At 72.3% G+C, this 24,130-nt stretch carries 21 protein-coding genes and 3 pseudogenes; 6 read left to right on the top strand and 18 right to left on the bottom strand.

The window, feature by feature from the left end:
• From AB0J04_RS21285 to AB0J04_RS21265, 5 genes are read right to left on the bottom strand one after another with little or no spacing between them, the layout of a single operon-like run.
• On the bottom strand, positions 1-1,020 hold the full coding sequence (locus AB0J04_RS21285) for a branched-chain amino acid ABC transporter permease (protein WP_363170085.1): 1,020 nt from the start codon (positions 1,018-1,020) through the stop codon (positions 1-3).
• The gene (locus tag AB0J04_RS21280; protein ID WP_363170084.1) at positions 1,017-1,889 is read right to left on the bottom strand and encodes a branched-chain amino acid ABC transporter permease; all 873 of its coding nucleotides are present in this window, start codon (positions 1,887-1,889) and stop codon (positions 1,017-1,019) included. Before AB0J04_RS21280 ends, AB0J04_RS21285 begins: the two co-directional genes overlap by 4 nt.
• Entirely contained in the window at positions 1,886-2,623 is a 738-nt protein-coding gene (locus tag AB0J04_RS21275; protein WP_363170083.1) for an ABC transporter ATP-binding protein, read from the bottom strand. The genes AB0J04_RS21280 and AB0J04_RS21275 overlap by 4 nt, the downstream gene beginning before the upstream one ends.
• Positions 2,620-3,417 carry an ABC transporter ATP-binding protein gene (locus AB0J04_RS21270; protein WP_363170082.1) on the bottom strand — a complete coding sequence of 266 codons (798 nt, stop codon included), beginning with the start codon at positions 3,415-3,417 and terminating at the stop codon, positions 2,620-2,622. The genes AB0J04_RS21275 and AB0J04_RS21270 overlap by 4 nt, the downstream gene beginning before the upstream one ends.
• Positions 3,401-4,705 carry an ABC transporter substrate-binding protein gene (locus AB0J04_RS21265; protein ID WP_363170081.1) on the bottom strand — a complete coding sequence of 435 codons (1,305 nt, stop codon included), beginning with the start codon at positions 4,703-4,705 and terminating at the stop codon, positions 3,401-3,403. The genes AB0J04_RS21270 and AB0J04_RS21265 overlap by 17 nt, the downstream gene beginning before the upstream one ends.
• Positions 4,706-5,214: 509 nt before the next feature.
• Between AB0J04_RS21265 and AB0J04_RS21260 the strand changes: the two genes are divergently transcribed.
• Positions 5,215-5,736 (top strand): GNAT family N-acetyltransferase, encoded by a 522-nt coding sequence (locus AB0J04_RS21260; RefSeq protein WP_363170115.1) that lies wholly within the window; start codon positions 5,215-5,217, stop codon positions 5,734-5,736.
• 313 nt (positions 5,737-6,049) lie between these two features.
• Here the strand turns inward: AB0J04_RS21260 and AB0J04_RS21255 are convergent, their stop codons facing one another.
• Both AB0J04_RS21255 and AB0J04_RS21250 read right to left on the bottom strand, forming a co-directional pair.
• The gene (locus AB0J04_RS21255) at positions 6,050-6,598 is read right to left on the bottom strand and encodes a hypothetical protein (protein ID WP_363170080.1); all 549 of its coding nucleotides are present in this window, start codon (positions 6,596-6,598) and stop codon (positions 6,050-6,052) included.
• A 287-nt stretch (positions 6,599-6,885) separates the two neighbouring features.
• Positions 6,886-7,281 carry a nuclear transport factor 2 family protein gene (locus AB0J04_RS21250; protein ID WP_363170079.1) on the bottom strand — a complete coding sequence of 132 codons (396 nt, stop codon included), beginning with the start codon at positions 7,279-7,281 and terminating at the stop codon, positions 6,886-6,888.
• A 128-nt stretch (positions 7,282-7,409) separates the two neighbouring features.
• On the opposite strand from AB0J04_RS21250, the gene AB0J04_RS21245 reads away from it, so the two are divergent.
• The 3 genes and pseudogenes from AB0J04_RS21245 to AB0J04_RS21235 form a co-directional block, all read left to right on the top strand.
• Positions 7,410-7,979, top strand: coding sequence for a PadR family transcriptional regulator (locus tag AB0J04_RS21245; protein ID WP_363170078.1), 570 nt, complete (start codon positions 7,410-7,412; stop codon positions 7,977-7,979).
• A gap of 176 nt (positions 7,980-8,155) precedes the next feature.
• A pseudogene (locus AB0J04_RS21240) lies at positions 8,156-8,383 on the top strand (MMPL family transporter); the annotation flags it as partial.
• Positions 8,382-8,638, top strand: a pseudogene (locus tag AB0J04_RS21235) (DNA-binding response regulator); the annotation flags it as partial. The pseudogenes AB0J04_RS21240 and AB0J04_RS21235, both read left to right, overlap by 2 nt.
• Before the next feature lie 102 nt (positions 8,639-8,740).
• Here AB0J04_RS21235 and AB0J04_RS21230 read toward each other — a convergent pair.
• The 5 genes from AB0J04_RS21230 to AB0J04_RS21210 all read right to left on the bottom strand — a co-directional run bounded on the left by AB0J04_RS21230 (position 8,741) and on the right by AB0J04_RS21210 (position 14,929).
• Positions 8,741-9,580: an endonuclease/exonuclease/phosphatase family protein gene (locus tag AB0J04_RS21230; RefSeq protein ID WP_363170077.1), complete on the bottom strand. Its 840-nt coding sequence runs from the start codon at positions 9,578-9,580 to the stop codon at positions 8,741-8,743.
• 109 nt (positions 9,581-9,689) lie between these two features.
• On the bottom strand, positions 9,690-10,334 hold the full coding sequence (locus AB0J04_RS21225; RefSeq protein WP_363170076.1) for a dihydrofolate reductase family protein: 645 nt from the start codon (positions 10,332-10,334) through the stop codon (positions 9,690-9,692).
• 205 nt (positions 10,335-10,539) lie between these two features.
• On the bottom strand, positions 10,540-11,883 hold the full coding sequence (locus AB0J04_RS21220; RefSeq protein WP_363170075.1) for a cytochrome P450: 1,344 nt from the start codon (positions 11,881-11,883) through the stop codon (positions 10,540-10,542).
• Positions 11,884-13,140: 1,257 nt separating this feature from the next.
• Positions 13,141-14,277 (bottom strand): hypothetical protein, encoded by a 1,137-nt coding sequence (locus AB0J04_RS21215; protein ID WP_363170073.1) that lies wholly within the window; start codon positions 14,275-14,277, stop codon positions 13,141-13,143.
• A 64-nt stretch (positions 14,278-14,341) separates the two neighbouring features.
• Positions 14,342-14,929 carry a TetR family transcriptional regulator gene (locus AB0J04_RS21210; RefSeq protein WP_363170072.1) on the bottom strand — a complete coding sequence of 196 codons (588 nt, stop codon included), beginning with the start codon at positions 14,927-14,929 and terminating at the stop codon, positions 14,342-14,344.
• 30 nt (positions 14,930-14,959) lie between these two features.
• On the opposite strand from AB0J04_RS21210, the gene AB0J04_RS21205 reads away from it, so the two are divergent.
• Positions 14,960-15,997, top strand: a complete 1,038-nt coding sequence (locus AB0J04_RS21205) for an NAD(P)-dependent alcohol dehydrogenase (RefSeq protein WP_363170070.1) — start codon at positions 14,960-14,962, stop codon at positions 15,995-15,997.
• Between the two features lie 95 nt (positions 15,998-16,092).
• On the opposite strand, the pseudogene AB0J04_RS21200 reads toward AB0J04_RS21205, so the two are convergent.
• A pseudogene (locus AB0J04_RS21200) lies at positions 16,093-16,311 on the bottom strand (hypothetical protein); the annotation flags it as partial.
• 612 nt (positions 16,312-16,923) lie between these two features.
• On the opposite strand from AB0J04_RS21200, the gene AB0J04_RS21195 reads away from it, so the two are divergent.
• The gene (locus AB0J04_RS21195) at positions 16,924-19,581 is read left to right on the top strand and encodes a BTAD domain-containing putative transcriptional regulator (RefSeq protein ID WP_363170069.1); all 2,658 of its coding nucleotides are present in this window, start codon (positions 16,924-16,926) and stop codon (positions 19,579-19,581) included.
• Between the two features lie 62 nt (positions 19,582-19,643).
• Here AB0J04_RS21195 and AB0J04_RS21190 read toward each other — a convergent pair whose 3' ends face one another.
• Genes AB0J04_RS21190 through AB0J04_RS21170 form a run of 5 tightly spaced genes read right to left on the bottom strand, consistent with a single transcriptional unit; the run spans position 19,644 to position 24,091 of the window.
• Positions 19,644-20,891 carry a hypothetical protein gene (locus AB0J04_RS21190; protein WP_363170068.1) on the bottom strand — a complete coding sequence of 416 codons (1,248 nt, stop codon included), beginning with the start codon at positions 20,889-20,891 and terminating at the stop codon, positions 19,644-19,646.
• Positions 20,888-21,445 carry a phage tail protein gene (locus AB0J04_RS21185; RefSeq protein WP_363170067.1) on the bottom strand — a complete coding sequence of 186 codons (558 nt, stop codon included), beginning with the start codon at positions 21,443-21,445 and terminating at the stop codon, positions 20,888-20,890. The genes AB0J04_RS21190 and AB0J04_RS21185 overlap by 4 nt, the downstream gene beginning before the upstream one ends.
• Positions 21,446-23,392 carry a putative baseplate assembly protein gene (locus AB0J04_RS21180; RefSeq protein WP_363170066.1) on the bottom strand — a complete coding sequence of 649 codons (1,947 nt, stop codon included), beginning with the start codon at positions 23,390-23,392 and terminating at the stop codon, positions 21,446-21,448. It abuts the gene before it with no gap.
• The gene (locus AB0J04_RS21175; protein ID WP_363170065.1) at positions 23,389-23,802 is read right to left on the bottom strand and encodes a GPW/gp25 family protein; all 414 of its coding nucleotides are present in this window, start codon (positions 23,800-23,802) and stop codon (positions 23,389-23,391) included. The genes AB0J04_RS21180 and AB0J04_RS21175 overlap by 4 nt, the downstream gene beginning before the upstream one ends.
• Positions 23,803-23,809: 7 nt before the next feature.
• Positions 23,810-24,091: a PAAR domain-containing protein gene (locus tag AB0J04_RS21170; protein WP_351917968.1), complete on the bottom strand. Its 282-nt coding sequence runs from the start codon at positions 24,089-24,091 to the stop codon at positions 23,810-23,812.
• Positions 24,092-24,130 lie beyond the last annotated feature (39 nt).

The following is a 24,130-nucleotide window of genomic DNA, read 5'->3' as shown; positions in this document are numbered from 1 at the left end:
TCAGACGACGGGTGTCCGCACCCGGTGACCGACAGGCAGTAGTTCAAGGTCATGTCGGCGTGCCACGGTACCCCACAGTCCACGGGGCATCCACAGCGTCATCCCGATGGCCAGCACGCCCAGTCCGATCAGGTACCAGGTGCCTCCGATGTCCCCGAACCAGTCCTGCACCAGGAAGAACACGATGGCTCCGACGATCGGTCCCTCGAAGGTGCCGAGACCGCCGATGACCACCATGAAGATCATGTAGGCGGACCAGTGGACGCCGAAGATGGAGTCCGGCTGCACCCGCAGGGTACTGGCGAGCGTGAGCCCGCCGGCCGCCGCGCAGCCCACCGCCGCGAGGACGAAGACCAGCCGTTTCGTCGAGGCGACCCGGACGCCGACGGACGCCGCGCCGACCGGGTCGTCCCGGATCGCCTCCAGCGCGGACCCCGACGCGCTGCGCAGCAGGACGAAGACGGCGAGCAGGAGCAGGCTCATCAGCGCGAGGGCGAGCCAGTACACCTGGGCCTGCCGCACCGCCGGGTCGGCGGCCGACAATCCGGTGAGGGAACGGCCCGAACCGCCGCCCAGCGAGGGCGTGTTCACCACGATCAGCCGGAAGAACTCGGCGATCGCCCACATGCCGATGGCGAACTGCCCGCCGGTGAGCCGGAACGCCAGCAGCGAGGTGGGTACGGCGACGGCGCCCGCGAGCAGGGCCGCCAGAACGACCGCGAGGAAAGGGCTGACTCCTCGGTCGACGAGGAGGAAGACGCCGTACGCGCCCAGGCCGATGAAGCCCTGCTGGCCGACGGAGACCAGTCCGGCGTAGCCCGCCAGCGCGTTCCACATGGCCGCGATGATGACGAGGACGAACAGGCTCGTCAGTTTCGCGGTCACGTCGGGGGTGAAGGCGAAGGGGGCGAAGGCCAGGGCGAGCAGCAGGGCGGCCAGGGCCCCGGACGCCGTACGGGAGACCGGGGTCCACCGGTGGATGGTGGCGGTGACCGGGTTCACCGGTGCTGCGGTGGTCATGTACGGCTCCTTCTCATGCCGAGGAGTCCCTGCGGACGGAGGGCCAGGACCGCGAGGAACACCGCGTGTCCGGCCACGATGGAGAAGCGTGGGTCCGCCTCGGCGCCGACCGTCTGGGCGATGCCGAGGACCATGCCGCCGGCGAGCGTCCCCCACAGCGAACCGAGCCCTCCGATGACGACGACCTCGAAGGCGAACAGCAGTTGGGTGGGCCCCATGGACGGGCTGAAGGAGGACCGCATCGCGAAGAACGCGCCCGCGAGACCGGCGGTGGCGACGGCGATGGCGGCGGCCCAGGCGTAGACCCGGCGGCTGTCGATCCCGACCAGCTCGGCGGTGTCCGCGTCGGCGGCGGTGGCGCGGATCGCCCGGCCGATTCCGGTGCGGGCCAGCAGCAGTTGCAGTCCGCCGAGCAGCGCGACCGCCACCAGCACGGTGAGCACCCCGAGGTAGGGGACGCTCACCGACGACCCGAGCTGGAGGCCGGAGGTGGCCAGTGCACCGACGTCCAGGGAGCGGGAGTCGGCGGAGAAGATCTCCAGGAGTGCGTTCTGCAGCACGATGGCGAGTCCGAAGGTGGCCAGCATCGACGACATCTCGCCGGTGCGCAGCGCCTTGCTGAGGATGCCCCGCTGCAGCGCCACTCCGACCAGGCCCATCACGGGCAGGACGAGCAGGACCGCGAAGAACGGGCTGATGCCGATCGCGGCGGCCACGACCGCGACGAGGAACGCGCCGAGGACCGCGAGGTCGCCGTGGCTCAGGTTGACGGTCCGCATGACGCCGAACATCAGGGAGAGCCCGCAGGCGAAGAGCGCGTAGACGCCGCCGAGCATGACACCCTGCACGATCGCGTTGATCCAGTTCATGCCGGCTCCTCCCGGACGGTGGTGACGGTCGCCCGGCCGAGCCCGAAGTAGGCGTCGACGACCTGTTCGCGGGTGACCGCGGCGGCGGGTTCGTCCAGGACGACGCGCCCTTCGAGCATGCACAGCACGCGCCGGGCCACCCCGAGGGCGCGGCCGAGGTCCTGCTCGACGAGCAGCACCGTCGTACCGCCCGTCAGGATCGTGCCGAGCGAGTCGTAGAGGGTGTCGACGACGATGGGGGCGAGGCCGAGGGAGACCTCGTCGAGCAGCAGCAGTCGGGGGTTGGTCATCAGTGCCCTGCCGATGGCCACGGCCTGCTGCTCGCCGCCCGAGAGGTTGCCGGCGCGGCGCTTCAGCAGCCCGTCGAGGAGGGGGAAGGCGGCCACGACGGCGGCCAGGTCCCACGGTCCGCGGCGTCGTGCCCGGGAGGCGACCAGCAGGTTCTCCGCCACGGTGAGGTCGGCGAAGAGCCGCCGCCCCTCGGGGACCAGGGCGATTCCGGCCGCGACGCGCTCGTGGGCCCGACGGCCCGTCACATCCGTGCCGTCCAGGGCGATACGGCCCCCGGCCGGTCCGTGTGCTCCGGCTATGGCCCGCATGAGGGTGGACTTGCCGGCGCCGTTGGCCCCGACGACCGCCACGACCTCGCCTTCGGCCACGGAGAACGACAGGTCGCGGACGGCGCGCAGCAGTCCGTGCCGCACTTCGAGGTTCTGTACCGACAGCAGGGTCATGCCGCGCTCCCGAGATAGGCCTCGACGACCCGGGGATCGGACATGACGGCGTCCGGTGCGCCCTCGGCCAGGACCCGGCCCTGGGCGAGGCAGACCAGCCGGTCGATCACCCGCAGCAGTGCGTGCAGGACGTGTTCGATCCAGACGATGGCGAGGCCGTCGGCGCGCAACTGCTCGATGGTGGCGATGAGTTCGTCCGTCTCGGCATCGGTGAGGCCGCCGGCGATCTCGTCGAGGAGCAGTACCTGCGGGTCGGTGGCGAGCGCGCGTGCCATCTCCAGGCGCTTGCGGTCCAGCAGGGTGAGCGCGGCGGCGGGCTTGTTGGCCTGGGCGAGCATGCCGCAGCGTTCGAGTACGTCGAGCGCGTGCCGCTGGGCCGCCCGGCGCCGGCGTGAGCCGCCCTGCACCGAGGCGACGAGCACGTTCTCGTAGGTGGTCATGCCGGTGAAGGGGCGTGGCACCTGGTGGGAGCGTCCGATGCCGCCGCGGCACCGGCGGTCGGCCTTCCAGCGGGTCACGTCCTGGCCCTGGAAGGTGACGCTGCCCTCGGAGGGGGTCTGTGCGCCGGAGAGGATGTCGAGCAGGGTCGTCTTCCCGGCGCCGTTGGGGCCGACGATGCCCAGGGCCTCGCCGGGGGCGAGGGTGATGTCGATGCCTTCGAGGACGACCAGGCTGCCGAAGCGGCGGTGGATGCCGTGCGCCGAGAGGACCGGCGGGGCCTGGACTGCCGGCCTCGCCGTCCCCGTCCCGGCCGTCCGCGTCCCCGAGGTCACCGGGTCAGCGGAGCGGCTCAAGTTCGCCTCCGACCGGGATGTCGTCGAAGGCGCCGTTGTCGACGATGACGGGCTCGACGGCGAACCCGCTGCCGCCGGTGGCCTTGCGCCACTGGGCCATGACCAGCCCCTGCGTGGACACGTTCTTCACCGGCCCACTCCGCCAGTCCAGCGGCCCGGCGATGGTCGTCAGCCTGGCCTTGCCGAGCGCGGCCGCCAGTTCCTTGCGGTCCTTGGGGTCGGAGGCCTGCCGCAACGCGTGGACCGCGACCTCGAAGAGCGCCATGTTCGACCCGATGACCTGGTTCCACTGTTTGCCGGTCGACTTCTCGTAGTCGTCGGCCAGTTGCTGGGAGCCCTGGTGGGTGAGCGTGGAGGTGTACGGGTACTTGGGCGACCACCAGAAGCCGGCGGTGAGGCCGTGGCCGAGTGATCCGAGTGCCTCGACCTGGGAGGGCAGGAGGCCGGTCTTGGCGATGCTCGCGATGCGCGGCCGGTAGCCCTGCTGGCGGGCCTGCTTCCAGAAGGTGGCGAAGTCGGGCGGCAGCGGGAAGGTGTTGAAGATCTCCGCGTCGGCCTTCTTGAAGGCCGCGATCTGCGCCGAGTAGTCGTTCGTGCCGTCCTCGTACGCCCCCGGGTCGACGAGGGTGAAGCCGCTCTTCTTCAGCCCCGGCCCGAGCCCCTGCCGGATCGCCTTGCCGTCGGGGTCGTTGGGCCACATGACCCCGACCCGCTTGTTGGTCTCCACCCCGCCCTTGGTCCACAGCGAGGTGTAGGCGGCTTGGATCTCCGCGACGCCGATGAAGAAGTGGTACGTGTACGTGAACGGCTTCTCGGGGGTGGCGCCGCGGCCGAAGTACCAGGCCTCCCAGGGCACGGCGGTCGACAGGCAGGGGATCTTGGCCGCCTCGCACGCGTCGGCGACGGGGTTGACCGTCTCCGGTGTGGAGGTGACCAACATCAGGTCGATCCGCTTGCCGTTGATGAGATCGGTCGCGACCTCCGCGGCGGTCTGCGGGTTCGACTGGCTGTCGCGGTCGACGATCTCGACGGAGTACTTCTTGCCGCCGATCTTCAGGCCGCTCTTGAGGGCGGTGCGCATCTGCTTCAGCAGGTACGCGTTCGGCTCGCCGAAGCCCGCCGCCGCGCCCGTGCTGGGCGAGACATAGCCGATCCGGAGGACCCTGTCGGTCTGCGCGGCGGACTCCTTGATGCCGCCGCAGGCGGTCAGCAGTCCGCCTGCGGAGAACAGCCCGGCGGCTCCGGCGGTGCCCCTCAGAAGGGATCTTCGGGACAAACTGCCGTTCATGGGTGCGCTCATCAATGCCTCCGGGCATGTCGAGGGAGCGGAGTGGGAGGTCGCGAAGGCGTGGGGAGATACCGGAACCGGCGGCGGGGACGCCGGCGTCGGCGACGCAGAGCGGTGACGGATCCCGTCACGGGCCGGCCGGGTGGGCGACGGCCCGATATCAGGAACCCTGATGATGGCCATCATGATGCATACGGCGACTGCGGATGACAAGGGTGTTGCCGAGATGTGTCCAGCGGGCCCGCCCGCCCGGCCTGGGGGAGAAAGCCGCCGCGGCGACCTCGACACGGCCCGCACAGCACGCCTGACCAGTACCGCAGCAGCCGGAGGCCCCGACCGGCCTTCGCCGAGCGCGCTCGGCGGACTCCGCCGTCGTCCGACGCCCGCGCCTCACCCGAGATGCCGGAGGGCGTCGTCGCTGCGCCGAGCCGGCGATCTTCACTGGCCCGGGTCGACGGCGGCACGCGGTCCCAGGGGAAATGCGTTGCCGTACCGGCGCGTCGGTCGGCATGCTCAGGGCCGTGATCACCGCACAGGACTCCGCCGACGCCGCCGTCGTCATACCCGTCGGCGTGCGCGACCTGCTCCCCCGGGACCTGCCTGCATGCACCTGGTCGGGATCGGCAACCCATCTGCGTCACGTGGAGCGGGAGTTGGTGCGCGCGGCGACCGGCGAGGTGGACTACCTGGCGGTTTGCACCCCCGTGAACCTGCCGGTGGCGATCGGCGGCATCGACTACCAGGTCTCCGGGGAAGCCGGAACCCTCTGGCAACTCGCCGTGCTCCCGGCGCTCCAGTCCCGCGGCCTGGGAACGCTGTTGATCCGAGCCGCCGAACAGAGGATCAGAAACCGCGGCCTGCGCAGGGCCGGACTCGCCGTGGAGGAGGACAATCCTCGGGCCCGCGCCCTGTACGAGCGCCTGGGCTACGTCGCCTACGGCCGCGAGCCGGACGCCTGGGACGAGGAAGGACCTGACGGGTCGATCCGTCGCCACGAGACGATGTGCGTTCTCATGCGAAGGGACCTTTGACTCCTCCGGGCGGCTGACGGTCCGCGAGGCCTGATGCACCGCACGGGCGAGGGCGTCGAAGTGGCCGGACCAAGCCTGCGCACAGCTCGACGTCAGTCGGTACACGCCTGCCAGGGGCACGGTGGTGGAGCAGGCACACGAGAAGAGCTGCCGGACCGAGGTGGATGGCGAGCCGCTCGACGTCGGAACCGATCGGAGAGGGGATCAACCGGCACAGGACGACGCCGACGGCGTAGAGGCCTGCGCCGGCCCGCACCGACCGCCACCCGCGCGGACAGGCCCACACGATCGCGGCGGACAGCAGCAGGCGGTGTCATACGGCCGGCCGACGTGGGCTGTTCACCGTGAAAGGGGAAGAGCGGGGCCGTCGACCCGACGACTGCGACGGGCGGAGCAGCGAGGACGAAGCCCTTGCCGTACTGCCGGGACAGTGCCTAGACGGCACCCGCGACCAGGACGAACAGCCCGGCCACCGGGCTGCCGAGAGTGGCGAGGAGCGCGCCCGGGGCTCCTGCGGCGAGCCGGGCCGGCCCTGAGCGATGTTGCGCCACAGCCCCAGCGCCCCGATCAGCGCGGGCCACACCTGCGCCCGCCCGGTGGCGCGCCACCGGAGCACGGCGAACAGCCAGGTGGCGCTCACCCCGGCGAGGACTGCCACGGTCCGGACGCCGAACAGCGCCGTCAACGGCGATGACAGCACGCTGTAGTTCGCGACGTGCGCCCCGCCGAACCAGAACATCCCGTACGGGACGTCCGGGTGCCGGGCGAAGAACCCGGCCCACGCGTGCTGCGCGGCCAGATCGCCGCCGCCCGTGGCGAAGAACGCCGCCCACACCCCGTACAGGGGAAGCACGGCGGCCACGGTGAACACCGGGCCCCGGAACGGCGGGGGCGGAGAGACCCGAACCGGTGGCCGTGGACCGTGGCCGTGGCGGTGGCCGTGGCCGTGGCCGTGGCCGTGGCCGTGGCCGTGGCCGTGGCGATGGATGCCGGGACGGAGCGAGCGCGGTGAGCTGGACGGGCATGGCGCTGTTCCAGAGGGGCAGGTGGTGTCCGCGTCTGCGTCTCCCGGGCTGTTGAGCCCTTCAGCCGCTCAACCGCTCAACCGCTCAACCGCTCAACCGCTCAACCGCTCAACCGCTCAACCGCTCAACCGGATGCTGCGGCCTCGGCCTGGATCTGCTCGAACCGCGCCGCCATCTCGCGCGCGAGCGCTTCGGCGGCGCGCAGCGGGCGAACCATGACCATGAAGTCGACGATCTTGCCCTCGTCGTCGAAGCGCAGGAAGTCGCAGCCGGTGATGTCGAGGCCCTCGACCTTGGCCTCGAAGACGAGGGCGTGATCAAGGCCGCCCGCGTCGTGGATCTCCCGCACGTAGTGGAAGTCCTCGAAGACCTGCACCACCGTGCGCAGGATCGCCGCCGTGACGGCCTTCCCGGGGTAGGGCTTGAAAGCCACCGGGCTGTGGAACACCACGTCGTCGGCCAGCATCGCCTCGACGGCGTCCATGTCGCGTGCGTCGACCGCCTCACGGAAAGAAGTCATCAACGCTCCTCATGCTCAACTTGTTGACTAAGTCCCGCCACACACTAGGGCGACCGCCATCCATATGTCCAGAGAAGCAAATAGTAAACTTTGCAATCAATGCATATGTTGTCGCTATCATGACCGGCATGGCCCTGCGCAACGCGATCCTGGCGGCACTCACCGACAACGAGTCCTCCGGCTACGACCTGGCCAAAGCCTTCAATGTGGCCGTCTCGCACTTCTGGACCGCCACGCCCCAGCAGCTGTACCGCGAACTGGAGAAAATGGAGGCCGCAGGACTCGTCCAGGCACGCGTCGTCGAACAGGAACGCCGCCCCAACAAACGGCTGTTCTCCCTCACCGACGCCGGCCGCCGGGCCCTGCACGACTTCACCACCGGCACGCCCAAACCCATGGCCATCCGCGACGAACTCCTCGTGCAGATCACCGCCATGGAACTCGCCGACATCCCGAGCCTGCGTATCGCCGTACAGGCCAGGCTGGAGGCCGCGGAGCGCAAGCTCAAGCAGTACGAGCGCTCGCGCGAGTACCTGCTCGACGGACGGAACGAGGCCGACTACCTGGCCCAGCAGCCCAGTCAGCTCGGCCGCTATCTCACCCTCGTCCGTGGCATCGCCTTCGAGCAGGAGAACTTCCGCTGGTGCGGGCTCGTCCTACGCACCCTCGCCCAGGACAGCCCCGCAGACCCACGCTGACGCCCGCTTCGTCAGCCGGCCAGGGGTCGGTGGCGCGTCGGCGGAATCCTGAACGACGTCAACCTGACGGCCCTCACGGCCTCGGCATCCCCGAGTCGACCGCCGACGACCCGCTGCACGGTGCCCGTGCACTCGCCCGGCGCGTCGCCGACGGCGACCCGCCCGCGCTGCACGCCGTGCGCCGGGCCGCCCGGCCGGGAAGCGTGCCCGCACCCGCGCCCACCGCGGCCGGCCGGCCCGGGCTCGGCACCCGCCGGGCGCGGTGCGTGCTGCGCCGGCCGGTCGCCGTGCTGTTGATCGCCGGACTCGGTCTCGGGGCCGTCGCCGTACCGGCGCTGAACCTCGAACTCGGGCTGCCCGGAGACGAGTCGGGGGCGGTGGAGACCACCCAGCGCCGCGCCTACGTACGAGACCGACGAGTACGTCGCCCAGGCGCTGCGCGCGGGAGCGGGCGGCTTCATCGGCAAGGGCATCGGGGCCAGGGACCTGCTGAACGCCGTGCGTACGATCGCCGACGGCGACACTCTCCCGCCCCCGCCGCGACCCGCTCCTTGTTCGCCCGTTTCCTGGCCACACCGGACGACGCCCCGCCGCACCACCCCGAACAACTCCCCGACCGGGCCCGACTCGTCGTCATCGCCCACCGGACGGGCCTGGCCCACGGCACCCCCGACGGCCTGCCGCAGTCGCAGTCCGATACGGGGGCGGCCTACGCCCCGGTGCCTACGCGCCCGCTGCGCCCGATTTGCCGCTGCGCGGGCTCAGCTCAGGTCCAGGTCTGCCTGCACCAGGTCGTGGTCCGAGTAGGCGGTCGGATGCACATGCTGCTCGAGCGCGGCGATGCCTCGCAGGAAGATGTAGTCGAACTTGCTCCGCCAGTCGGTGGTCGTCCGGCAGGTTCCGGTGGACGAGGGACCGCACTCGGGGTCTGCGTCCGTGGCCAGTGCCCACATCCCGGTGAGCTCGGAAGCGTCCGGCACGGCGTTGAAGTCGCCGAGAACGATCGCGCGGTCCTGCCGGGCGACGACTTTGGCGAGCACGCCGGTCTGACCCGCTCGGACCGCCTCCTGCCGCCGTTCGGCGAGGTGCGTGTTGAAGACCCGCACGGACCGGCCGCCCACACGGGTGGTGACCGCCATGTACCCACGGTCCTCGGATCCGCCGTCGGGGTACTCCACATTGACCGGGTCTGTCATCGGGGCCGCCGAGAGGACCGCCTGGCCGTAGGCCCCCGGGTTCCACGGCACGCCCCCGCAGCGGCCCCAGTTCTGCAGAACCGACCCGTACTCGACGTGGTAGACCAGCCCGTAGAGGTTCTTCAGATGGTCCCGGATCCCCTCGACGTCACGCACGCACGCTTCTTGGAAACCGATCACCTGGGGCGCGTACGTGGCGATCTCCGCTGCCCGGTCGACGTTGCTCTTCTCGCAGGGGTTGCAGAGGTTCCACGTCATGACCCGGTTCGGTACGACGTCCCTGACGGCGTCGACGGGCAGCGACCCGGCGGAGGGGGCACCGCTCGGTACGCTGGGGCCGGCGAGCACCACGCAGGCCAGAATCACGGCGCCCACCAGCAACCGCGTGTCCCTTCCGAGCACCATCGCCTCCTCAGAGTGGCTGCACGTCGCATCCGACGTCTCTCCGCACGAGGTTATGGGACGGAGCTGTCAGCAACGCACGCGATGGGGCCGGACCTCGCGCGGGGCGGCTTCAGTCGTCGTTCCCGAGGCCGCGATCGGGTGCGCTCATGTCCCCCGTCCCGGGCGTGCCGTCGGCGAGCCCGTAGCGCAGGAACACGGTGCCCTTCGCACTGGCCGCCGGCGGTTCGAGGAGGGTGACGTTCGTGGGCACCGCGCCGCCGTCGAACACCTTCTTCCCGACGCCGAGCACGATCGGGTGCACCCAGAGGTCGAGGCGATCGAAGAGCTTCTCGCGCAGGAGGGTCTGCACCAGGTTCAGGCTCCCGACCACCTTGATGTGCTCGTGCCGGTCACGGATCTCGCGCACCGCGCCGGCCAGGTCCGGGCCGAGTTGTGTGGATCCGGCCCACGGGAGTTCGGGCCTGCCGCGGGAGGCCACGTACTTCGGGACGCTGTTGAAGAGCGTGGCGATCTCGTTGTCCTCGCCGCCCTCCTGGTACGGCCAGTAGGCCGCGAAGATGTCATACGTCCGCCGGCCGAGCAGGAGGGCGTCCGTGCCCTCGTACGCGGCGCCGATCTGCGCCCCGGCGACCTCGTCCAGCAGGGGCGCCTGCCAGCCGCCGAAGGGGAACCCCACCGGGTCCTCGTCGGGGCCGCCGGGCGACTGCGCGACGAAGTCGAGGGTCGTGAACAGTTCGATGTGGATGAGGCCCATGGCTTGCTCCCGCAGAGTCGGTGTTCCCGGTCGAGAGGTAGACCGGTGGGCGCCGCCGAACTCATCGCAGACTCGATGAGCTGCCGCTCGCGCTCCTCCACCATCGCCCACACCGCAGCCGGCTGCTCGGCCGCGTACCGGCGGGACACGGCGTCGATCAACGCCTCGCGCGAGCCGAACCCACGGCTCGACGCTCACGTCAAGTTCAGTGCTGCCGGGGGTTCCGCACGTCCGCCACCACATCCACGCTCAGCGGTGCTCTGAACGACAGCAGGCCGAGCATGGGGGTCTCTGCCGTGGCGGCCGCCGGTCGGAGGTCCGGGAGGCCGCGGGCCGCCGCCCGCAGGGCCACCGCCGCCTCGGTGCGGGCCAGGGACGCGCCGGGGCAGCGGTGGCGACCGGCGCCGAAGGCCAGGTGGTGGCGGACGTTCGCCCGGTGCGGGCACATCCGGTCCGGCTCCGCGAAGACCTCGGGGTCGGATCCGCTGCCCATGAGCATGAGCAGCAGTGGTGCGCCCGCCGGCAGTCGTACCCCGCCCAGCCGAGTCTCCCGGGCGGTCACCCGGCGCCAGGTGGTCACCGGCGGTTCGCGCCGCAGAACCTCTTCCGCCCAGGCCTCGGCCAGACCCGCCTCCTCGGCCACGCGCACCCACATTCCGGGCTCGGCCGACGCCCGCCGCAGCACGGTCGCGATGAGCTGTCCGGTGGTGGACTGGCCGGCGATGAAGACGAAGAAGCACACGGTGACCGCGGTCCCGACGTCCAGTGGACGGCCGTCGGGCAGGCGGTGGCGGGCGAGCGCGGCGATGAACGAGCCGGAGGGGGCCGTGCCGGCGCGGACGGTCGCGGTGAGCCACTGATGGAAGTCACCGACGCGCTGCGCCAGTTCCCGTTGCCGTTCGAGCGAGGGCCGCCCCCAGAACAGTTCCAGTGAGGCGTCGCTCCAGCGGATCAACGTGGCCGGGTCGACGCCCTGGATGCCGAGGAGTTCCATCAGCACCCTGCACGGGAGGACCTGCGCGAACGAGGTGAACAGGTCGCAGCCGCCGGCGGAGTCGACCTGGGAGCGCACCGCGTCGAGCAGTTCGTCGGCGATGCGCTCGATCACCGGGACGGCGGCCGCGACGCGCTGTGCGTTGAAGAACCGCGTGACCACGCGGCGCAGTCCGGAGTGGCTCGGGGTGCCGTTGTCGGCGAGCGCGGGCGGGAGGGAGAAGCCGGCGCGGGCAAGGATCCGCAGCGCGGCGACGGGCAGCGCGGTGACGGCGTGCTGGGCGTTGTCCGGGAGGAACCGGTCCGGGTCGAGCAGGACCCGGCGGATGTCCTCGTGGCGGCTGACCAGCCACAGGCCGGTGGCCGGGTCGTGGTGCACGGGAGCCTCGGTCCGCAGGAGGTCCAGCCAGGGGTAGGGGTCGCGGACGAAGGAGTCGCCGAACAGGTCGAGCAGGCCCAGCGGAGCACGGGGGTCGGAGGATCCGGGCCCCGGCGCGGGGTCGGGCCCGGCTGCTCCGGTACCCGGCGCGAAGGCATCCAGAGCCGCGAAAGTCACGGCGGGAAGCTAACACCCACCAGGCGCGGTTACCGGCGGTATGTGCGCGGCGTCACCTGGTTACGCCGGCCCTCCGCATTGATGTCGCGTCACACCCTTGCGGCGATGCCCCGCGCTTCCGCACGAAAACAGCGGAAGTCCCTTTCGTAGCTTGGGCCCATGGTGAGAACCGAACCCAACGCGGCCGACAGGCATTTGATCCGGCTCACAGCGGCATCGGGACTGGAACTGAGCCCCTACCAGCTGGAGCGGTGGCGAACGGCCGGGCTGATTCCCCGGCCTGGACCTGACTCCCTGATGCGGATCGGGAACTCCACGGTCCACCCGCCGGAGACAGCCGCCCTCGTGACAGGGCTCCTGGTATGCGCCCCGCTGTGCAGAACGAACGAGGAGCTGGCTCTTCTGGCGTTCTTCAACGAGGTCCCGGTGCCCTTCGATCCTTTGCGTGCTGCCCTGCTGAAGAACTACTTTCCCGAGTACAGCAAGGTCCGAAAGCGAGAGACCGAGGCGTTGCAGCGGATCCCGGCGGAATACCGCGAGCCGGACAGGCCCTGGTACGACTGGGCAGAAGCCTCGGCCGACCTGGACATGGAGAACAAAGCGGCCGTGCGGCAGATGAGAGACAACCTCCGCCGTCGCTGCGACCTTGCGACCGCATCGCGCGCCGAGCTCGACGGGCGCGTCCGCGGCGTGCTGATCTGGCTGAACGCACCGGCCCTGCCCACCCAGGACAGCGTGTTCATGGCGGACCTACGCGCCGCCATGGCGTTCGCGGGACCGCCCGCACAGTCCCGCGCGGCGTGGCTGCCGGCAGCGCACTGTCACAGCGAGCAGCTTGCGGAGCGCGCCGAAACCTCCGGCCCGGAACGGCTGGAGACCTTCCTGGCGGTGACGGACGACGACCTGAGGATCCTGCGGGGGCAGGTGCGAGAGTCCCTGGACGCCATGTGGCACATGGCGTCGGAGGGGCGCAGCCGCCGCTTCGATCTCAACTCGCCCGGGATGGCCCGGCTGGCAGGCCGCATGCTCGTGGAACGGACCACCGCCCGTCAGGCCCATCCTCCCGGGTCGCGTCCCGCCCAACTGCTGGTGGACGGCCTACGTAGCCTGTGGTCCCTCTGCTCGACCGACTCGGTCGGAGAAGGCCGCGCCGCCTTTCGACGCCGGACCCGAGATTCTTTCCACCGCTCTCACCCACCGGGCGCCGGCCGGCGTGAACGACCGCGCGGCGTCCGCGTACACGCACCCGTTGCGCCGCTATCCGCGCTCCTCGTACCGTCGCCACTCGCGACCGCCGTCCTGGGAGATCCACAGTCCTTCGCCCTCGACCAGGTCGTACGTCGCCGTCGTCGCGTCCGCGATGCCGTAGAGCGTCGTGCCGTCGGCGGTGAGCGAGGTGAACGTCGCCGGTGTCCTCAGCTCGTGGAAGGCGCTGTTGGCGCGGTCGTCGGCGAGCCAGTGGCGGCCGCCCTCCTCTCCCACGAGCAGCCGCCCGTCCGCGAGGAATTCCAGGGCCGACGACTCCGGGCCGTGTTTCAGGTCCTTCCAGGGGATGCCGCCGTCGAGGACCGTCTGCCAGTGCCCGCCGTCGTCCGTCGTCACCAGCAGGCCGCGCACGTCCTCGTCCCGGGTGAGGGTCAGGGCCGCGCTGCCGCCCCGGGCGGCGAGGGCGCCCCCTGTGTACGGCTTCGGGACGGTCGTGGAGCCAAGGGTGCGAGCGTCGCGCTGCCGGACGACGCGGTCGGGGTCTTCGGTCAGGGGCTGGTCCAGGCTCCAGACCGTGCCGCGCTCGTCGACGGCGAAGCGGACGCCGTCGTCCGGCACACCGGCCGGGGGAGCCACGGTGCGTGTGGCGGGTCGGTAGATGAGGATCGGCTCCAGCTCGGTGATCAGGATGTCGCCGGGGCGGGGGCGCAAGGGGGTCTCCACGGAGCCGACCTTGTGCCGCTTGCCGTGCACGTCGAGGACGTACGCTCCCTCGGCCCCCTCCCCCGGCGGCACCTGCACGAAGCCCCCGGGCACCCCCTTGAAAGCGGGCGGCACCGCCTCCGCGTCCGCGTGTTCCGCGTGCTCCGCGACCGTTCGGCCGTCCGCGCCGACGATGCGCCAGGCGGTGGCGGCCGGACCCTCGTCGTCCTCGACGTTGTCGGCGTCGTATGTCAGGAGCAGCGAGCCGTCGTCCGCCCGGAGCACGTCGCTGGGCGCGCCGGCCGCCTCGATGACGTCGGCGGGGCGCGGATGAGGATCTTCGATGACACGCTTGTACTTCGCCTCGCGGCCCCCGACGTCCCCCTCGTCGGAACCGCCCGCGCCGCAAGCGGTCAGCGCGAGCGCCGCACCCGCCACGGCCACGAACCCGGCCGTCCGCTTCCCGCGTTTCCCCACCCACACCATGGCCACATCCTCACATGAGGCGGCGGATGCCTTCGCGGAACGGCGGGGCGGTTCCTGGCGGTTGTCAGTCGGCTGTCATGGCGCGGCGGACGCTTTCGCGGAGCAGGGCGCGGCGTCGCTCGTGCAGTTCGGGGGGCTCCTGCGCGGTCGCCGCGTAGACATTGCTGACCGGTGACCACGCCATGGACATGGCGATCACCATGGCCATCACGTCGAACGGGTCGCCCTGGCGCACCAGGCCGGCGGCCTGCGCCTTCGCGATGGCGCCCAGCTTGTGGTCGTCGAGGCGGTCGGGGTCGTCGACCAGATGGCCGGCCGGGCGGCGCTCCAGGCGGGCCCAGGTGGCCAGTCGGATGAGGTCGGGGCGGCGCAGATACTCGTCGTAGAGGCGGACGGCCCAGTCCGCGAGGTCGGTGGCGTCGATCGGCGCGACGTTCACGATCCGCTCCAGCGAGCCGAAGAAGATGGCGTCGAAGACCCCTTCCTTGCTGCCGAAGTAGGCGTAGAGCTGCGCCTTGTTGGTGCGTGCCGCGGCCACGATCCGCTCGACGCGCGCGCCGGCGATCCCATGCTCGGCGAACTCCTGGGTCGCGACATCGAGGATGCGTCGGTGCGTCGCGGCTCCACGCGAGGTGAGGGGCGGATCAGCCATGCCCCTACGGTACCAAACAGAACAGTTGGTTTGCTCGGCGCGGCCACACGCGCCCATCGTTCACCGACGCTGCGGCGGACGCGACCGGAACGGCGCGACCTGCGCCCCGACGACCTCGCGGTCCGGGTGGACTACTGCGGCGTCCGCCACACCGATCTGCACGCCGCCGGCGCCCGGGACGGCGAACGAGGCCGCCCCCTGGTACCGGGGCACGAGTTCACCGGCGCGGTGACCGGGACCGGCCCCGCGGTCACCCGCTTCACCGTGGGCGACCCGGTCGCGGTGGGCAACATCGTCGATTCGTGCGGCGAGTGCGCCATGCGCCGGGCCGGCCAGGAGAACTTCTGCCACGCCTTCCCGACCCTGACCTACGACGGCATCGACCGCCACGACGGATCGGTCACACTGGGCGGCTACTCCCGCGAATACGTCGTCCGCGACCGTTTCGCCCATCCGCTTCCCGTCGGCCTGGATCCGGCCGCCGCCGCTCCGCTGCTCTGCGCCGGGATCACTGTCCGGGAGCCGCTGCACGCCCTCGGCGTGGCACCGGGAACCCGCGTCGCGGTGGCGGGGTTGGGCGGCCTGGGCCACCTCGCGGTCAAGATCGCCGTGGCGCTCGGCGCCGACGCCTCGGTGGCCAGCCGCTCACCGGACAAGGCCGACGACGCTCGTCGGCTCGGCGCCCACGGTCTGATCGTCTCGACGGACCCGGAACAGATGGCTGACGCGCGCGACCCGTTCGACGTCGTCATCGACACCATCTCCGCCCCGCACGACCTCGGCCCCTACCTGCGCCTGGTCGCCATGGACGGGACGCTCAGCCACCTCGGGCACCTGGGACCCGTCACGGTGGAGACCACCGACCTGCTCGTGGGCCGCAAGAAGCTCAGTTCGGCGGGCAGCGGCGGCAGGCCCGCGACCGCCGCCATGCTCGACTTCTGCGCCGAGCACGGCATCACCGCCGACATCGAACTCCTCCCCTCGGCGCGGGTGAACGAGGCCCTCGACCGTCTCCGGCGCAACGACGTCCGTCACCGCTTCGTACTCGACATGTCCGACCTGGACTGAACGACGAAGGCGCGTCGGCCCCGTCACCGACGGGCCTCCTCGAACCCGTCGGTCCGTCACACCTCGTCGGCCGACACCGCGTACAGCTGGGGAAGATCCGGGTTCCCCTCCCGGTGCGGCACGAAGGGCGGGACGAAGATGCAGTCACCGACGCACTTCCCGCTGACGGCCGCGAACCCGCGCATGCCGCCGGGCTGGGCGGGGTCGCCGTCGAGGGAGTCGGCACGGATGTGGTGCAGGCGGGTGCGCAGGCCGGCCGGCTCATGGCCCGCCTCGCTGGTCGCCAAGGCCGCCGAGCGGCAGGGCGACGACATCGCCGAGCGCGTCCTGCAGCGGCTGCGGCCGCGGCCGCGGCCGCGGGAGAGCATCCTCGTGCCCGCATCACACTCCGTCAGACCGTCGGCGACCACCTTCCGGTCGTCGGCGAGGTCGACTCGGGCGCGGTCGCCGAAGACGCCACAGCACTCGTCCACCACAACGGATCCTTCGCATCGGCGCATCCACCGGGATGACACCTGGTCCGGCAGTTCCGGGGTAATTCCGGGGCAATTCCGGGCCAAGGTCCCGCTGTGGGCACCGGAAGCCGGCCTCGACGAGAGGTCGGCACAGTGGTTTCCAGCCGCGTTGCGAAACTTTCGCCCGTCGCGTCGATCATCTCTCGGGCCTGAAACGACACTCTCTTTGGCATTGGCCGTTTCCGGGCGCGCCCGATGAGGGAAAAGCACGAAAATGACACCCCACGCCGACGGAACCTCTACAGCCCATAACCTGCCAGGCTTTTCAGTACCAAAAAACAGCACAAAAGAAGAAACAGTCGAAATGGGACACATCTGTCAAGGCGTCCGGGAACCACGGAGATGAGGCGTATGACGAGTCTTTTACCGGCTCAGCAGTGGACCGCATACCGGATACCCACCTCTGAGACCATGTCCCGGGGCCGCCTGACCGAGCTGTTGGCCCACTGCTCGTTGGGCTTGGCGGTCGCGCCGCCCGGCTTCGGCAAGACCGCGCTGCTGGCGCAGGCGGCCAAGGCGCATCCGGGCCCGGTGACGTGGTATCAGGCCCGGCCCGACGCCGACGAACGGGAGTTGCTGACCACGCTCGGGTACCCGGCGGACGCGCTGGCAGGCTCCGCGGGGCCGCCCGGCGCAGCTCGGCAGGCAGCGCGGCGCCTCGACGCCGGGGACGGCGGAGCCGACGGGCAACTGGTCGTCATTGATGACATGCACCTGCTCTCGGCGGCCGCGCGGGCGCTGGTGATCCGGCTCGGCCGACTGGCGCCGCCCCATCCACGGGTGCTGATCGGGACCCGTCCCGCCGCCGGGTTGTCGATGTCCGCGCTGGAGGCGTCGGGCGCGACGGTGCTGAACGCCGACGCGCTGCGTTTCCGCTCCTGGGAGGTCGAGCACCTGTTCCCACATCTGTACGGCACGGCGCTGCGCCCCGGCATCGCCCTGCCCCTGGTCCGCGCCACCGGCGGCAGGGCCGCGACGCTGCGGCTGTTCGCCGCGGCCGTGGCGGCCCGCCCCGACACGGGTCAGGAACGGATCCTGGCCGAGGGGATGTTCGGCCGCGAATACCTGGAGCGGGAGGTGCTCGCCCCGCTCCCCGAGCGTCTCGGACGGTTCCTGACGGAGACGTGCCTGCTGAGCCGGCTCACCGCCGACGCCTGCCGCGCGCTGACCGGCCGGGCCGACAGCGCCGAGCTGCTGTGGTCGCTGGCCCACGAGCACGGCGTCCTGCGTGCCGATCCGGACGGGCGGACGTACGCCGCCGAGCCGCTGCTCCGCGAGTGTCTGCGCGCGCGGCTCGCCGACACGCTGACCGACGTCGAACTGGCGCGGCTGCGCGGCCGGGCCGCCGCCTGCGCCGCCACCGGCGAGCACCAGGACCCGCCGCCTTCGGCGGCGCGCCGCCACCTCGGGTCCGCCGACTGGCCCGACCCGCTGCGCGCCGTCGTCGCCGGCCCCCCGGGGGCGCACCTCGGCCGCTCCGTCGGGCGCGTCGCCGAGGACGGAGCGGGCAGTTCCGCCGCTCTCCTCGTCCAGGGCGTCGCCGCCGCCCTGACGGGGGACCGGACGGCCGGCACCACCGTGCGCCGGGCCTTGGCGGAGGCAACGGACGACGCCCTGGTCGCGCTGTCCGGGCAGTTGGTCCGGGTGGCGCTGACGGTGCTGGCCGGGGGCCCGGCCAGTCCGGTCCCCTACCCGGAACTCCAGCGGATCGCGTACGACGCCGAGCGGCTGGACCTGCCGTGGCTGAGCCGGGCCGCCCGGTGCCTGCTGGGCCTGGGACCGCACCCCGAGGACGCCGGGCAGCCGGTCGTCGTGCTGGAGGAGTGCACGCGGATCGGCGACGCGGAGGGGGCGGCGCTCGCCGCCTTGGCCGGGTGCCTGCGCTCGGTACGCGCGGGGCGCCCCGGCATCGGCGAGTTGGAGGAGGTCGTACGGCGGTTCCGGGCGCTGGGCTGGGGCACGCTGGAGGCGTGGGGCCGGGCCGCCCTCGCCGTCGTGGAGGTCGCGCACGATCTGCCCGACGCGGGGCAGCGCGCGGCCCAGGCAGAGGCGTTCGCCCGGTCGGCGGGGGTACCGGGGGCACGTGCACTGGCGATGGGCGCCATGGCTCTGGCGGCGCCCGATGCGGCGAACGGGGCCGACTTGCAGGAAGCCGCCTGGTCGACGGCCCGGTCCGCGGGGCTGCCGGTGTCCGGGCTGCGCTCCTGGCTCACCGCGCTCGCGGCCGGCGGCGTCCCGATCGGGGACGGCGCAGCGGCGGCGGGCCGGACCAAAACCGGCGGACACCACACCACCGCGTCCGGACGCGTCCTCGGCACACGGCCGCTGCCGGTCCTGACGGTGCGTTGCCTCGGCGGCTTCGAGTTCACCCTGGCCGGGCGCGAGCACGACTGGGCGAAGCTGCGCCCCAGGGCCCAGGCGGTGCTGCGGCTCCTCGCGGTACGCGCCGGCCAGGCGGTCCACCGAGACCATCTGGTGCTCGCGTTCTGGGACGGAGTGACGACCCCGTCCACGCTGCACAACCTCCAGGTGACGGTCTCCAGTCTGCGTTCCTTCCTGGAACCGGAACGTCCCAGGGGCGGTTCGCGGCTCATCGCGCGGCAGGGCGACTCCTACCGGCTGGTGCTGGCGCCCGGTGACCTGAGCGACGTCGCGGCCTTCGAGCGTGCGGTGCGCGACGGCCGACGAGCCCGGGCGCAGAAGCGGCTGGAGGAGGCGGCGGACGCGTTCCGCATCGCTCTGGACCACTACGCGGGTGAGCTGCTGCCCGAGGACGGGCAGGCCGAGTGGGTGGCCGCCGACCGGGAACGGCTGCGCCGGGAAGCGGCCAACGCGGCCGTGGCGCTGGCCGAGATACGACTCGCCCAGAGCCGGCCCGTGGAGGCGGTGGAAGCGGCCGAACGCTGCCTCGAGGTCGACGGGCACCGCGACGCCGCGTGGCGGGTCCTGATCCGGGCCTGCGACGCCGCAGGGCTCGCGGCCGACAGCGCGCGGGCCCGCAGCGGCTACTCGGCCATGCTGGCCTCCCTGGGGATCCCGCCGTCCGGCGGGCTCTCCCATCCGGTGTAGCGGCGGGCGCCGGGGCGCGCGGCCGCCGGGCCGCCTGCTCCGGAGCACGTCACGGGCCGACGTCATCGCCGGCCGAAGAACTCGACCTCCAAGATCCCCGAATGCCGTTGCTTCCCCTCCACTCCGAAACTCGACCGGACGACGAACCGCACCGAGCTGACGTTCTTCCCCCTGAGGTCGAGCGTCTGCGGCCCCGGCTTGTCCTCCAGCTTGAGCTGCTTCCTCACGACCTCGCCGTCCGCTTCGCCCAGCTCGACGTCGAGGACGGACGGCCTGGCCTGCTTGAGGAACTCGTCCTTGTTGATCGAGACCCCGATATGGATGATGAGTTTCTCGAGCGTGACAGGCTGTTCGAAGCGCGCCTCCAGAGCCTCACCCGTACCCGCGCCGGCCGGCGCCGGCGCCCAGTAGGTGTTGTTCGCGCCGTCGAAGGCCAGGTTCGGCCCGTGATCCTTGAGTTGGCTGGACGCCTCCGCGAACTTCGGGTTGACGGGGGTGGGTTTGGCGGTCCGGTTGCGAAGGTTGTCGATGAGGCTGCCCAGGTGGGGCCGGGCGAGGTAGCCGCCGCCGAGCAGGAGGACCAGCGTGAGCGGGATCGCGAGGCTCGGCCGTCGCCAGGCCCGGGCCGGGGGACGCTGCCCGGCCGCGAGCCGGGGCCGCGGGCGGCGGCGGAGACGCCGCAGCAGTCGCGCCCACCACGAGAGCCGTTCCTCCTGCGCCACGGGCGCGGTGAGGACGGCGCCGCAGCGCAGACACAGGGTGCGGGTACGGGGGTTGGCCTGTGCGCATTCCCGACAGACCAGGTCATGGACCGGAGTCCGGGGGCCGGGCACGGGCGCGGTGGTGTCGTCCGTGCCCGGCGACGCGGGCAGGTCGTCCGGGTCCGCCGACCGCTCACCGGGCCGCCGCACGGTGCCGGAGGTCCCGGGTTCCGTCGGCGGCGGCGCCTGGGGCTGGGTCGGAGCGGGCGCCGAAGTCTCCGGCCGGGGCAGCACGGAAGCGGTCCGGGTGGCCGCAGGCTCCGGCGCGGGACCGGTGGCCGCGGCTCCCTGGACGGACGGCCCGGGAGCGGACGCGGGCGCGTCCGGCAGCACGGCGCCCTGCGCCACGGGACCCGGCGCCGCCGGGCCGGAGACGGCGGGTCCCGCGACGGCCGCGTGGGGCGCCGCCGCCGTGCCCTGACCGCCGTTCGCGGAGCCGGCGCCGCTCTGCTCCCAATCCAGGAAGGCGTTGCAGGACGCGCAGAACGCCGTGCCCGGCGCGTTGTGGTGGCCGCAGTCCGGGCAGACCAGCCCGCCGGGGCCGCTCATGACGCGTCCGCGAGGGGCAGCAGTTCCGTGTCGTACCCGACGTGCGCCGGCACCTCGCCGGCCACCAGCCGCCGCAGCCGCTCCGCGCCCGCCGGGTCCGGGTCGGCGACCCGCACCCGTACGGTGACCCGGGGCGGAGCATCGGAGGGCCCGGGCAGCGGGCTGTGCGCCGTCTCGGACCACGACGATCCGCCCGTCTCCTCGATCTCCGCCTCCGTGCCGAACTCCAGCCGTACGGCTTCGGCGAGTCCGCCTCTCGTGCCCCGCCTGCGGTGCCGTTCCACCGCCCCGAGGACGGCGGCCCGGTGCTGTCCGGCCGACCGGCCGGCGGCCGGGTCCGTGGCCACCCACTCGCCCATCCACGCCAGGAAGTCCTCCGGGGCGGTGCGCGGGTCGAGGTGGGCGGGGAGGTTGTCGATGGTCAGCAGCACCGGCGCCAGTACGTCGTCCAGCGCCGCCAGGAACCGCTGGATGAAGTCCTCTCCCAGGTACACGGCGGGGAGCTGGTAGATGAGTGGATGAGGCGTGGGCAGCCCCTCGACGGTTCCGCGCATTCAGGCCTCCCGCATTCTGAGTTGGTGCTCGTAGGAAAAGACGAGGGCGTGCGGGTCGAGCACGATCCTGGTGACCGGGTCGGCGCGCTGCCCGGTCAGCGGGTCGGCCGGGAAGAGCCTGACGTCCTCGACGAGGTCGACGCCCGGCACCCGTTGGAGGACGGCGTACACCTCTCCGGCGTGGATCGGCCGCCCGAACGGCCAGCCCTGCCCGCTCGGTCCTCCGGTGATCGGGTTGAAATACCCGTACAGGGCGGCCAGCGCCGCGGTGCGGACCTGGTCGGCGGCCGCGCCGCGGGCCGCCAGGACGGACGCCACGACGGTGACCCCCTGGTAGTAGGGCGGTTCGACCACCAGCCGGGTGCCGATGGGACGGCGCTGGTCCAGATAGTCGGAGAGGCTCCGCAGCGTCTCCCGGGGCGGGACCAGGTCGTCGAAGCGCAGCCGCCCCTGTTCGTCGCTGTGCACGGCCGGCACCAGGAGCAGCCGCACGCCGCCCTCCTCGCCCTCCCCCGCGGGGACGCAGGCGACCCGCGCGGCGTCCGGGGCGACCTCCCGCGCCAGCACCTCGTAGTCGCGCGGGACGACCGCCCGGTACAGGGTGCTCAGCGTCATGGGGCCGCGGACCTTGGCGCTCTGCACGGTCTCCCCGTCGACCCCGCCGACGGCGGCCCGCCGGTTCTCGGCCCGCGCGACGAACGGCAGCGAGGTGCGCAGCACCCGCAGCGTCCCCGTGGCGACGTTGCCCGGGCTGCCGCCGCCGGTCCGGTAGGAGCGGATCCGCACCGGGGCGCCCTTGGCCGGCACGGCGCCGTAGTAGCGGATCGTCCCGTCCGGCTCGCGAACGGCCGGACCGAAGTCGATCCGGCCGGAGTTCGGGTCCAGCGTCAGGTGCCGGTCACCGGGTCCCGAGTGGGCGAAGTCGTCGACGCGGTGCCACTGCGACCAGTCCGAGCCGTCCGCCACCTCCACGACGAACGGCTCGTCGCCAGGGACGACGGGTGGCCGGGAGACGTGGAAGGACTGGCCGGGCACGCCTTCGGACAGTCCCAGGACCTCGTCCGTCACCGTTTCGGCGTGCACGGCCTCGACCGTCGCGCCGATGGTGAAGGCCTCGGCCTCGCGGATGGTCGGCGAGTGCAGATAGGTCGGCTGGTCCGGCTCGGCGGAGACCAGCCGGCAGCGCACCCACCCCGCGGGCTGGCGCGCGATGGTGGATTCCGCGTGGCCGCCCGGCAGATGCAGCACCACCTGGCCGGGGCGGTTGAAGCCGCCGGTCGTGTCCTCCTCGACGTCGCAGCGCGCCCAGGCCGTGCCGTCCCACGCCTCCCAGCGCAGCGGCGGACGCCGCGGGTCGACGCCGACGCCGTCGACCCGGCAGTCCAGCCGCAGCACGACGACCCCGGCCGGGACGGGGTTGGTGAGGCCGACGTACAGGGCGTCGCCGGGGGCGGGCTCGTCGTCGAAGCAGGGCACGTCGCGGCCGAGGGCGAGTTCCTGCGTACGGTCGGCGGCGCCGCCGCCGGCGGGGCAGGTCGCCAGCCGGGTCAGCCCGCACGGCACGATCGCCAGGTCTCGGACGGTGGTGAACACCACCGCCTCCTCGGTCTCGGTGCGCACGGTGGCGACCTCGGTGCCGGCCCTGACCCGGACGGTCTCGGGCTGCGGCGCGGAGAGCCAGAACGCGACGTCCGTGCGGGCGGCGGTGGGCGGGTGCAGCCGGACGCCGATCAGGTCGAGGAAGGCCAGGTAGTTCTTCTCCGGCACGCGGTTGAGGCGGTAGAGGAGCTGGTCGACCATCGTGGCGAACGCCTCGATCAGCGTCACGCCCGGATCGGAGACGTTGTGGTCGCTCCACTCGGGGCAACGCTGCTGGACGAACCTCTTGGCGTCGTCGACGAGGCCCTGGAACCTCCGGTCGTCGAGGTGCGGGCTGGGCAGCGTCACGGACCTGCTCCTTCCTCGTGCGGGGGGATCACATAGAACGGGAACACGAGGTTGCGGGGGTCGTTCGTGCCGCGCACGGTGTAGCTGATGTCGATGTACAGCACGCCGTCCTCCACCGCGTCGAACCGGACGTCGATGCCCACGACCTCGATCCGCGGCTCCCAGCGGTCCAGGGCGAGCCGGATCTCGTAGGCGACCTGGCCCGCGGTGCCGGCGTCGGCCGGGGCGAACACGTAGTCGTGGATGGCGCAGCCGAACTCCGGCCGCATGGGGCGCTCCCCCGGGGAGGTGGCGAGCACGAGCCGGATCGATTCCTCGATCTCCCGCTCGCCGCGCACCAGGGCGATGCTCCCGGTGGCGTCGGTGCGCGGCGGGAACGCCCAGCCCGCGCCGACGAACTGCTGTCCCATCAGCCGCTCACCCGCCGATCAGGACGGTCGGGCAGCCCGCGATGATCGGAGCCCCGCAGGCGGCGGTGTCACCGATCCGGGCGGCGGGCTTGCCGTTGATCAGGACGGTGGGGCAGCCCGGCGGAATGATCACGGACGGCGGGTGCACGGCGGGCGGCGGGAAGGCGCAGGCGTGGGTGGTGCCGACGGTGGCGGCGGGCATGCCGCCGATGAGGACGGTGGGCGCGCCGGGCGGGCCGACCGTCCCCGGGTGGCCGGTGGGATCGCCGACGCGGGCGGCGGGTGGCATGGCGGTGGCTCCTTCTTTCGTCGGCTGTTCGCTCTTCGT

This window comes from Streptomyces sp. NPDC050263, assembly GCF_040655955.1.
In the GTDB taxonomy this organism is placed as follows: Bacteria; Actinomycetota; Actinomycetes; order Streptomycetales; family Streptomycetaceae; genus Streptomyces.
Note: the sequence above shows the minus strand (reverse complement) of the source record. Positions and strands in the feature narration are given on the sequence as shown.